Annotated in this window: 7 protein-coding genes; all 7 read left to right on the top strand. The window is 71.0% G+C overall.

Translation table 11 applies throughout. From position 1 onward, the window contains the following. The first annotated feature begins 99 nt into the window (after positions 1-99). The 7 genes from ACWEVP_RS49885 to ACWEVP_RS49855 all read left to right on the top strand — a co-directional run bounded on the left by ACWEVP_RS49885 (position 100) and on the right by ACWEVP_RS49855 (position 10,903). On the top strand, positions 100-1,335 hold the full coding sequence (locus ACWEVP_RS49885; protein WP_452069645.1) for a DUF445 domain-containing protein: 1,236 nt from the start codon (positions 100-102) through the stop codon (positions 1,333-1,335). A 109-nt stretch (positions 1,336-1,444) separates the two neighbouring features. Continuing rightward, a complete protein-coding gene (locus ACWEVP_RS49880; protein WP_452069644.1) occupies positions 1,445-4,378 on the top strand; it encodes a patatin-like protein in 2,934 nt (977 codons plus the stop codon). 219 nt (positions 4,379-4,597) lie between these two features. Next, positions 4,598-5,107, top strand: a complete 510-nt coding sequence (ectA, locus tag ACWEVP_RS49875) for a diaminobutyrate acetyltransferase (RefSeq protein ID WP_452069643.1) — start codon at positions 4,598-4,600, stop codon at positions 5,105-5,107. A 15-nt stretch (positions 5,108-5,122) separates the two neighbouring features. Next, on the top strand, positions 5,123-6,376 hold the full coding sequence (gene ectB / locus ACWEVP_RS49870) for a diaminobutyrate--2-oxoglutarate transaminase (RefSeq protein ID WP_452069642.1): 1,254 nt from the start codon (positions 5,123-5,125) through the stop codon (positions 6,374-6,376). A gap of 12 nt (positions 6,377-6,388) precedes the next feature. Further along, the gene (locus ACWEVP_RS49865; RefSeq protein ID WP_372670134.1) at positions 6,389-6,781 is read left to right on the top strand and encodes an ectoine synthase; all 393 of its coding nucleotides are present in this window, start codon (positions 6,389-6,391) and stop codon (positions 6,779-6,781) included. A gap of 30 nt (positions 6,782-6,811) precedes the next feature. Further along, positions 6,812-7,714, top strand: coding sequence for an ectoine hydroxylase (gene thpD / locus ACWEVP_RS49860; RefSeq protein WP_452069641.1), 903 nt, complete (start codon positions 6,812-6,814; stop codon positions 7,712-7,714). A 411-nt stretch (positions 7,715-8,125) separates the two neighbouring features. After that, complete coding sequence (locus ACWEVP_RS49855; RefSeq protein ID WP_452069640.1) at positions 8,126-10,903, top strand: BTAD domain-containing putative transcriptional regulator; 2,778 nt, start codon at positions 8,126-8,128, stop codon at positions 10,901-10,903. Positions 10,904-11,099 lie beyond the last annotated feature (196 nt).

Here is an 11,099-nt window from a genome sequence, read left to right as displayed (position 1 = left end):
GTCTACCGGAGACCTCGTCTATTTGATCCAAGACACGCCGCACCCACAACGCCAGCCAGAAGCTCCGCTGGTCAGCACATCGAAACAGGCTCTAGCCGGATGGGGGCCTTCCTCAGCGGCATCGTCGCCGACTTCGCGCAGCACTGGCCCCTCTACGTCTCGATCCCGATCGTGGCCGCGCTGATCGGCTACGGCACCAAGCTCGTCGCGATCCGGATGATGTTCCAGCCGGTGGAGTTCATCGGCGTCAAGCCGTTCCTGGGCTGGCAGGGCATCGTGCCCAAGCGCGCGGCGCGGATGGCCAGCATCGCCTGCGACACGATGACCGAGCAGCTGATCAAGCCGGCCGAGGTCGTGGCGCGCCTGGACGCCTCCCGGATCGCCCAGGAGATCGAGAAACCGCTGCTGGCCGGGGTCGAGGACATCGTCCGCGAGGTGGCGGGGCACTACCAGCCGGGGCTGTGGGAGTCCCTGCCGGTCCGCGTCCAGCGGCTGGTGATCGAGCGCGTCCAGCACGAATCACCGCGCATGGTCGCGGCCGTGCTCGACCTGATCAAGTCCGATGTGGACAGTGTGTTCGACCTGAAGGGCATGGTGGTCACCAGCCTGGTCAAGGACAAGCGCCTGCTGAACCGGATCTTCCAGGAGGCGGGCGCGAAGGAGTTCAAGTTCATCGCGCGCTCCGGCCTGGTCTTCGGCGGCGCGATCGGCGTGATCCAGATGGTGGCGTGGGTGCTGTTCAAGTTCCCGCCGATCATGCCGGTCTTCGGCCTGTTCACCGGCTGGTTCACCGACTGGCTGGCCCTGCGGATGATCTTCTACCCGATCGAGCCGCGCAGGTACTTCGGAGTCCAGTGGCAGGGCCTGTTCCTGAAGCGGCGCGCGGAGGTCGCGGAGGCGTACGGGTCGTTGATCGCGAAGGAGATCATCACCCCGCACAACGTCATCGAGGCGATCCTGCACGGGCCGCTGGCGGACCGGGTCCTGGCGCTGATCCAGCGCCAGCTGGACCGCGAGCTGGGAAGCGTGGCGCGGCCGTTGCTGGTGTTCGCGGTGGGTTCGCGCAAGTACCAGGACATGAAGCTGGCGATCGCGTCGCAGATCATGTCCCGGCTGCCGGAGACGATGCGGTACATCGAGGACTACGCGACCGACGCGATGGACATCCGCAACGTGCTGGTGTCGAAGATGAAGCAGCTGTCCCCGCACGAGTTCGAGCGCCTGCTGCGGCCGGCTTTCGAGCAGGACGAGTGGATCCTGATCGCCACCGGGGCGGTGCTGGGCTTCGCGGTCGGTGAGGGACAGGTGCTGTTGCTGGAGCACCTGGCGAGCTGAGCCCGGACGGGCGAGCAACTCCACCCGAACGGCCGTACACCCGGACGTATCCCCGCGCTCACCTTGCGCCTCTAGTCTGCGTCAGGACGACGAGCGGGCGGGGGAGCCCATGACAGCTGAACCTTGGCCGCAGGAGATCCGCCTCGCGGTGACCATGGTGGGTGGCTCCAGCCTGGCCATCTGGATGGGCGGTGTCGCCACCGAGACCTCCCGGCTGCTGCGGGAATCCCGGGGCGACGCCGAGCCCGGGCTCTACCGGAAGCTGCTCGACCTGCTCCGCGCCACCGTCTCCGTCGACGTCCTCACCGGGACCAGTGCCGGCGGCATCAACGCCGCCTGCCTCGGGCTGGCCGAAGCCTTCGGGTCCACGCCGGAAGTCCTGCGCGACACCTGGATCACCACCGGCTCGCTGGAAAACCTGATCCGGGACGCGCGGGAGCAGGAACCGCGGTCGGTGCTCGACGGCGATCGCGTGCTGCTCGGTGATCTCGAACAGGCGCTGCGGCGGATCACCGGGAACGGCCGGCCGCCCGCCGAGGAGCCCGATGTCACCGTGCTGCTCACCGGGACCATGATCGACGGTGAGACCACCCGGTTCGACGACGCGCTCGGGAACCTCGTGCGGGACACCGAACACCGGATGCTCTTCCGGTTCTGTGGTCCACTGTGGACACCTGGGGTCGAAGGCTCGCTCGCGCTGGCGGCGCGGTCCACCGCGTCGTTCCCCGGCGCGTTCGAGCTGTCGCGGATGCCCATCGGCCCGGACGGCACCGACCGGCTGCACCCCGACATGACGCCGTACACCGAGCTGACCCGCTCGCACTGGCTGACCGACGGCGGTGTGCTGCTGAACAAACCGCTGCGGCCCGCGCTGCGTGAGATCTTCGAACGCCCGTCGCACACGGACGTCCGCCGGCTGCTGCTCTACGTCGTGCCCACCGGCGAGAAGGACGCGGACGCCGTCACGTGCGATGCCGCGAACCCGCCGCTGCTGTCGCACGCCATGGCCAAGGTCGTCAACACCGTGATGAGCCAGTCGATCAGCGCCGAACTGGACGACCTGACCCGGCACAACGACGCCGTGCTGCGCGCGCGGGACACCCGGGTTTCGCTGGCCGCGCTGGGACTTCGCGGCGGGCCCGAGCACCTCGTCGACGAGCGCGTCGCCGCCGCCTACCTCGAACGGCGGACCGCCGAGGACGCCGCCGAGCTCGTCCGCGTGGCCGCTCGGAGGTACGCGCTGTCCGAAGCGGACACCCCGGACCGCGACTGGGCGTCCGGGATGTCGCGGCAGCTGCGCGCGATCGCCGTCGCCGGGTTGAGCAGCGGGGTCCCGGCCGGCCCGCCGCCCGCCGGCATCGCCGTCGCCGACCTGGTCGGCTACCGGACGACCGCGCTCGACGACGCCGTCGCCACCGGCCTGCAGCTGGTCAACGCGGGCTTCCGGCTCCAGCCGGACGCCACGCGCGCGAAGGAGCTCAACGACGCCCGCGCCGAGCTGCACGCGGCGCGGTCGACGGCCGCGCGCGGGGTCCGGCTCGGGCAGTGGGTGGCCGCGCACGCCGGGCCCGGCGCGAGCAGCACCCTCGAGGTGTGGATCCGCGAGCTGGCCGAGGAGTGGGCCGGGCTGGGCCGCTCGGCCGCCGTCGCCGAGGCCTGGCCGAAGGTGGTCGCGGGCCTGCGGGCCGCGGCGCCGTCGTTGCGGGCGCTGGCCGACGGCGACGGCACCGTGACCACCTTGCTGGACTGGCTGGCGTTGACGCCGGAGGTCGCCGACGAGGTCGTCCAGGCCCGGTTGCTGGCCCTGCACGTGGCGACGCGCGGGTTGCTCGCCCAAGCGCCGTCGGTCGACCAGCGCGTCGACCTGGTGCAGGTCAGCGCCGATTCACGGACGCTGCTGGACATGACGCGGCAGCGGTCGGGGGACAAGCTGACCGGGCTGCAGGCGAGCTATTTCGGCGCGTTCTACAAGGCGTCGTGGCGGGCCAGCGACTGGATGTGGGGCCGCGTCGACGGCGCCGGCTGGCTCGTCCAGTGCCTGCTCGACCCCGTCCGCCTCGAGACGCTGCGGGACGTCCTCGGCCGGGAGCGGTTCCGCGACGAGCTGGCCGCCGCGTTCGGTCCCGCCTGGCGCAAGCCGGGCGAGCAGGACCGCTGCACTCCGCAGGAGGCGGCGCAGCTGAACGACCAGCTGACGGCCGAGCTGGCCTTCCTCGGCCTCGACGCCGACCTCCAGCTGGTCGCCTTCGGGTCCGAGCGGCCGCTCAGCCTGCCGGTGACGGCGATGGTGCTGGCCCGGGCGCGGCAGGCCGAAGTCGCCGCCGAGGAGCTGCCGGTCGTCGACCTCGCGGTCCGCCACGACGCCCGGGACGCCAAGGACATCGGAGCCGCGCTCGCGGAGGAACGCCCCCGCGTCGACGCCGGCGCCGCTCAGGCCCGGTTCCAGGCGTGCCGCGTCTCGGCCGAGAAGCTCGCCGGCGAGCAGGGCACCGCGCGGCTGACCCGCACGCTCGTCGCGCTCGGCGCGGCCGTGGTGAACGCGGGCGTGGTCGCGTTCCGGCTGCCCGGCGGGTGGCCGCGGACGGTCGCGGGCATGCTGCGGACGGTGGCCAGGAGCACGGCGAAGGTCGCCCAAGGGGCTTCCCGCCTCGGCACGGCGGGTTCGCTGGCCGCCGGGGTGCTCGCGCTGCTGGCTGGTCTCGTGCTCGGCAACAACGGCGGCGCCGTGCTGCAGTGGGTCGGCCTCCCCGTCCTCGCCGGCGCGGTCGTCTACCTGGCGACGGCACTGCTCACGACGGGCCGGTTCGCGCGGCGGCTGTTCGCCGCGCTCGGCGTGCTGGTCGTCGCGGCGCTGCTGCTGGCCTCGTTCCTGCCGCCGGTCGCCGGGCCCTTCTTCGGCTGGCTCGGCAGCGTCGTCGCGGGCTGGCGGCGCGGCGAAGGCGCGGTGTGGTGGCTCGTGGTCTCCGGGCTGCTGATCCTGCCCGCGGTCGTGATGCCGCTGAGCGGGATCCGGCGTCGCATCCGCAGCCGGAGGCGCGTCTGAAACGGCCCGTCGCCTTGCGATCACGGCGCCGAAGGTTCATCGTGCGGATAGGTCGCGAGCCACGCGCGAGCGACCTAGGCGCGCGTGTGCCCACGAACCGTCCACTTCAAACATGTTTGTGGGACTGCTCACCGGGTACTCCGCGTCGCCGCAGGTCATTGCGGGGGTCGTGAGCCAGGTCGCTGGCGGGTCGAAAATTCTCTGTTACGTTTCCTGAGTATGTCCGTAACGCACTTGATCGAATCCCCGACCAAGGCGGACGGCGCGGAGCTGTGGAGAATCGCGCGCGATTCCGCCAAGCTCGATCTCAACTCGCCGTACGCATACATGCTGTGGTGCCGCGATTTCGCCGGGTCCTCGGTCGTCGCGCGTGAAGACGGCAAGGCGGTCGGATTCGTCATCGCCTACCGCAGGCCGGACGAGCCGGAGGCGGCGCTCGTCTGGCAGGTCGCGGTCGACGCGTCGCAACGCGGGAAGGGCCTGGCCGGAGCGCTGCTCGACGCGCTCTACACGCGCCTGGTCGACGAAGGGGTGCGTTACCTCGAGACCACCATCACCCCGGACAACGAAGCGTCCATCCGGCTGTTCACGTCGTTCGCGAAGCGCTGGAACGCCGCGGTGGAAACCACCGTGCTGTTCGACGGCGAGGATTTCCCCGAAGCCGGGCACCTCCCCGAAGAGCTTTACCGCATCGGTCCACTGACACCGCGCAAAGATCCGGGCGAGTAGGAGAAAAGAAACGTCATGAGCATCTTCGAAGAGCTCGAATCCGAGGTCCGCAGCTACAGCCGCGGCTGGCCGGTCGTGTTCGACCGCGCGCAGGGCAGCTGGCTGTACGACGAAAACGGCAAGGGGTACCTCGACTTCTTCGCCGGCGCCGGTGCGCTGAACTACGGGCACAACAACCCGCGGCTGAAGCAGGCCCTGATCGACTACATCCAGCGCGACGGCGTCACCCACGCGCTGGACATGTTCACCGTGGCCAAGCGCGACTTCCTGCAGACCTTCCGCGACAAGATCCTCGACCCGCGCGGCCTGAACTACAAGGTCGTGTTCCCGGGGCCGGGTGGCGCGAACGCTGTCGAGGCCGCGCTGAAGCTGGCGCGCAAGGTGACCGGCAAGGAGTCGGTCATCAACTTCACCAACGCGTTCCACGGCATGACGCTGGGCGCGCTGTCGGTCACCGGCAACTCGATGAAGCGCGGCGGCGCCGGCGTCCCGCTGGTGCACGCCACCCCGATGCCGTACGACAAGTACTTCGACGGCGCGATGCCGGACTTCCTGTACTTCGAGAAGCTCCTCGAGGACTCCGGCAGCGGGCTCAACGAGCCGGCCGCGGTGATCGTCGAGGGCGTGCAGGGCGAGGGCGGCATCAACGCCGCGCGGCTGGAGTGGCTGAAGGGTCTCGACGACCTCTGCAAGCGCCACAACATCCTGCTGATCCTCGACGACGTCCAGATGGGCTGCGGCCGCACCGGGCCGTTCTTCAGCTTCGAGGACGCCGGGATCAAGCCGGACATCGTCTGCCTCTCGAAGTCCATCGGCGGCTACGGCATCCCGATGGCGCTGACGCTGATCAAGCCGGAGCTCGACGTCTGGGAGCCGGGCGAGCACAATGGCACGTTCCGCGGCATCAGCCCGGCGTTCGTCACCGCCAAGGAAGCGATCGACGTCTACTGGAGCGACGACGAGCTCGAGAAGTCCACCAAGGCCAAGGGCGAGCGCATCGCCGCGGCGTTCTCCGGGATCGTCGAGACCTACCCCGAGGCGCAGCTGTTCGCCAAGGGCCGCGGCCTCGCCCGCGGCATCGAGTTCCAGAACGGCGACCTGGCCGGCCGCGTCTGCGCGGAAGCGTTCGCGCGGGGGCTGCTGATGGAAACCTCCGGACCCGACGGCGAAGTCATGAAGCTGCTGCCGCCGCTGACCCTCACCGACGACGAACTGACCCAGGGCCTGTCGATCATCGACGAGTCGATCAAGGCCGTCCTGAAGAAGTAAAGGAGATTGCCCGTGCTCGTCCGCACACTCGACGAGATCACCGACACCGACGCCGACATCAAGACCCCGAACTGGCGCAGCAAGAGAATCATCCTGGCCAAGGAGGGCGTCGGCTTCTCGGTGCACGAGACCACGCTGTACGCGGGGACGGTCAACGACTTCTGGTACGCCAACCACATCGAGGCGGTGTTCATCACCTCCGGCGAGGGCGAGATCGAAGACCTCGCGACCGGTGAGGTGCACCAGCTCAAGCCCGGCACGCTGTACCTGCTCAACGACCACGACAAGCACCAGGTCCGGCCGAAGACCGAGATCAAGTGCGTGTGCGTGTTCAACCCGCCGGTGACCGGCCGCGAGGTGCACGACGAAAACGGCGTGTACCCGCTGATCACCGAGGACTCGTAAACACCGGAGAGGAAACAGGAGGCGAAGCTCGTGACGCTGACGGACACCCGGGTCGACGACGGTTACCCGACCCGGATCACCGGTACGCCGGAGCACCTGCCGCGCGTGCACCCCACCGTGTGGGGTACCGAAGCCGACGGCCCGATCGACGCCGCCACGCTGGCCAACCACGAGACCAAGGGCTACACCGTGGTCGAGGACCTGCTCTCCGTCGGGGAGGTCCAGACGTACTGGCAGGAGCTGGTGCGGCTGTCCTCCGACGAGGAGCTGGCCAGGGACGAGCGCGTGATCACCGAGGCGAAGACCGGTGAGGTCCGGTCGATCTTCGACGTCCACGAGATCTCGGCCCTGATCGCCGAGCTGGTGCGCGACCCGCGCGTGCTGGACCGGGCGCGGCAGCTGCTCGGCTCCGAGGTGTACGTCCACCAGAGCCGCGTCAACTACATGCCCGGGTTCAAGGGCACCGGGTTCTACTGGCACTCGGACTTCGAAACCTGGCACGCGGAGGACGGCATGCCGGCCCCGCGCGCGGTCAGCTGCTCCATCGCGCTGACCGACAACTACCCGTTCAACGGCGGCCTGATGATCATGCCGGGCTCGCACCGGACGTTCGTCCAGTGCGCCGGCGAGACGCCGGAAGCGAACTACAAGAGCTCGCTCAAGGACCAGCGGGTGGGCGTGCCCAGCGAGGACGACATCACCAAGATGGCGGCCGAGCACGGCATCGACCAGTTCACCGGCCAGGCGGGCTCGGCGCTGTGGTTCGACTCGAACATCATGCACGGCTCCGGCAACAACATCACCCCGTACCCGCGCTCGAACATCTTCCTGGTGTTCAACAGCGTGGAGAACGCGTTGCAGGAACCGTTCGCGGCGAGCGTGCCGCGCCCGGCGTTCATCGCCGGCCGCGACTCGACCCCGATCTCGCGCTGAGGTGACAGGCCCGCCGGTGACCGACCACGTGCGCTTTGTTACCGTGTCGCCACCGCGCGGGCGTGTGGTCCGCGCAACAGACGTCTTCGCGGACGATCGGCGGGTGCTTCGCTCGGGGTGAGCCCACCCGCCTGGTCGCCTGCGGTGACGGGCAGGCGGACCGCGCCCCCTGGCGGCCCGGCTGTTTGCTCCACCACGACCCCCTACCAGCGGATCGGGACCGCTGGTAGGGGGTCGTGTCATGTCCGCCGGTGGATGTCGCACCGCTTCCCGCTGACCGCTACGGAATTCGCAGACCGCCCAAAACTCCTGGTACCGGCCCTGCTCGACAGCCGGTGACCACGGTAGGTTGGCTCTCCGGCGAGGGAGACGCCGAACCGACCGTGAACCCCCGGGGAGGTGGGCGCGAGCATGGCCGAATGCCGGTTCCAGCTGCTCGGGCCCGTCCAGCTCTTCGCCGGTGACGCCGCCGTCCCGATCGGCGGTCCCGGTGTCCGCGGCCTGCTCGCCCTGCTCGCGCTCAAGCCCGGCAAGGTCGTCGGGCTGGACGAGATCATCGACGCCCTGTGGGGCCACGACCCGCCCGCCACCGCGCGCACCATCGTCCACGGCAACGTCTCCCACCTGCGGCGGGTCCTGCGCGACATCGACGGCCCGAGCATCCTGACCACTCCGCCGGGCTACCTGCTGGCGGTCGAGCCCGAGCGCGTCGACGTCCACCGGGCGCGCAGCCTGCTGGACCGTGCGTCGCTGGCCACCCCGGAGACGGCCGCCGCGCTGCTGGCCGAGGCGCTCGCGCTCTGGCAGGGCCCGGCGCTGGGCGGCGTGCCGGATTCGCTGCGCGCTCCCGAACTGGAGGACCTGCGCCTCGCCGTGCACGGCGCCCGCGTCGACGCCGACCTCGACCTCGGCCGGCACGCCGAGCTGATCGTCGAGCTGAGCCCGATCGTCCGTGCGGACCCGCTCGCCGAGCGGACCGCGGGCCAGCTCATGCGGGCGCTGTACCACGCCGGGCGCCGCGGCGACGCGCTCGAGCTGTACCGGACCGTCTCGCGCGCCACGCTGCGCACCCTGGGCGTCGAGCCCGGCGCCGAGCTGAGGTGGCTGCACGAGCGCGTCCTGAACGACGACCTCCCGGCACTTTCCCGTGAAAGTGCCCGTCCCGAAGCCGCACTTCCACGTGAAAGTGCGGCTTTCGACGAGCGGGGGCAGCCGGTGTCGCAGCTGCCCGCCGCGGTGCCGAGCCTGGCCGGGCGCGGCGACGAGCTCGCCTGGCTCGACGGCCTGGTCACCCGCGCGGAAGCGGGCGAGACGACGATCGCCGTCGTCACCGGGACCGCCGGGGTCGGCAAGAGCACGCTGGTCGTGTGGTGGGCCCACCGCGTCGCGTCGAGGTTCCCCGACGGCGTGCTGTTCGCGTCGCTGCGCGGCTTCGACCCGCACCACCCGCCGCTGGAGCCGGCCGAGCTGCTCACGCAGTTCCTGCTCGGCCTCGGCGTCGAAACCGCGAAGATCCCCGAGCTGCTGCACGAACGCGTCGCGCTCTACCGGTCGCTGATCGCCGGGCGGCGGATGCTCGTGCTGCTGGACGACGCCCGGGCGGCCGAGCAGGTGCGTCCGCTGCTGCCCCCGAGCGCGCGGACGATGACCGTCGTGACGAGCCGGTCGCGCCTGGACGGGCTCGCCGTGTCGAACGCGGCGAAGCAGCGCGTCCTCGGCACGCTCGCGCCCGACGACGCCGTGCTGCTCATCGAGGAGCTCGCCGGCCCGGCCGCGCTCAACCACGCACTGGCGCGCCTGTGCGGCTACCTCCCGCTCGCCCTGCGGATCGCGGGCGCGCGGCTCTCGGCGAGCGCGCAACGGACCGCGGAGGAGCTGGTCGACGAGCTGGGCAACGAACGCACCCGGCTGGCGGGACTGCAGGTCGAGGGCGCCGACGACGGCGTGCGGGCCGCGTTCGACGTCTCCTTCCGCGGCCTGCCCGGCGAGATCGCCGAGACGTTCCTGCAGCTGGGCGCGGTGCCCGGGGTGATGGTCGGGCCGCACCTGATGGCCGCGGTCGCGCAGATCCCGGTCGCCGAGGCCCGGCGGCGGCTGCGCGCGCTGGCCGCGCACAACCTCATCGAGGAGACCGCCCGGGACGTCTTCGCGCCGCACGACCTCGTCTGGCTCTACCTGCGCGAGCTCGCGGAACACGAGCTGGACGAGAAGGAGCGCGACGAGGCGCTCGGCTGGACGGTCCGCTACTACCAGGCGGTGGCCGACCGGGCGCGGCGCCGGCTGGGCCACGTCGCCGACCCGCTGGACTTCACCGGCGTGCTCGCCGAGGAGGCGATGCCGCCGCTGGCCGGCTCCGGCGACGCGCAGGAGTGGTTCGCGGCGGAGTGGCCGAACCTGCTCGCGGCCCTCGACGCGGCCTACGCGGCCGGCCGCCACGACGACGTCTGGCAGCTGGCCCTGCTGGGCCACACCTACCGCCTGGTGTGCCCGCTGCTGGACGAGTGGACGCGGATGGCCGACCTGGGCGTCGCGGCCGCGGAGGCGGCGGGCGACGTCGAGGGTCAGTGCTGGCTGCGGCTCGCGCGGTGCGAGATCGCGCTGACGTTCGAGCTGCCGGGGCACGGCTTCGCGGACGCCGAGCGGGCGGCGGCGCTGGCGGCCGGGTCCGCCGACGCGCGGCTGGTCACGTCGGCCGACCTGCACCTGGGCCGCGCGCTGAGCCGGCGCGGTGAGCACCAGAAGGCGATCGACCGTCTGACGAAGGCGATCGCGGAAGCCCCGGACGGCACGCTGCGCGGTCAGGCGCTCAGCAGCTGCGCGCAGGCGGAGAAGCGGGCGGGCCGGCTGGCCGAGGCGGTAGCGCACCAGCTCGCGGGGCTGGCGGCCGACCGCTCGCTCGGTGACGACGACCGGGTCGTGGTGGCGCTGGACAAGCTGGCCGACCTGAGCCTGCGCGCGGGCGACCTGGAAGCGGCGGAGCGGCACGTCTGGGAGGCGATCGACCTCGCGATCAGCCGCGAGTTCGTGGCCCGCGAGGGCGCGCTGCGGCTGACGCTGGGCCGGGTGCTGCGGGCACGGGGTGATCTCGACGGCGCGCGGGAGCAGCTGGCGCTGTCGGTGCGCATTTACGAACGGGTGCACCCGAAGCTCGTCGGCGAGGTGCGGACCGAACTCGCCGAACTCCAGTGACGGCTTTCGCGCGACAACTCCGCGCCGGTGATCGATATTTGTGAAGAGAGTTGCGAATGGATCACGGCCACGGCGATCAGCGTGAATCCTTAGTGGATTCTTAGTGCCCGCCGTCGGCGTCCGCGTAGGTTCGGCAGTGCCGGCTGAGCCCTAGGGGAGGGGCAGGCTGAGACGCCGGCGCCGGGCCCCGTGCGGG

This window comes from Amycolatopsis sp. NPDC003865 (assembly GCF_053605345.1).
Note: the sequence above shows the minus strand (reverse complement) of the source record. Positions and strands in the feature narration are given on the sequence as shown.

What these genes read in the sequence shown, in the direction of transcription:
- ACWEVP_RS49885 (WP_452069645.1), top strand. Translation starts at nt 100, where the DNA reads ATGGGGGCCTTCCTCAGCGGCATCGTCGCCGACTTCGCGCAGCACTGG.
- ACWEVP_RS49880 (WP_452069644.1), top strand. Translation starts at nt 1,445, where the DNA reads ATGACAGCTGAACCTTGGCCGCAGGAGATCCGCCTCGCGGTGACCATG.
- ectA (WP_452069643.1), top strand. Translation starts at nt 4,598, where the DNA reads ATGTCCGTAACGCACTTGATCGAATCCCCGACCAAGGCGGACGGCGCG.
- ectB (WP_452069642.1), top strand. Translation starts at nt 5,123, where the DNA reads ATGAGCATCTTCGAAGAGCTCGAATCCGAGGTCCGCAGCTACAGCCGC.
- ACWEVP_RS49855 (WP_452069640.1), top strand. Translation starts at nt 8,126, where the DNA reads ATGGCCGAATGCCGGTTCCAGCTGCTCGGGCCCGTCCAGCTCTTCGCC.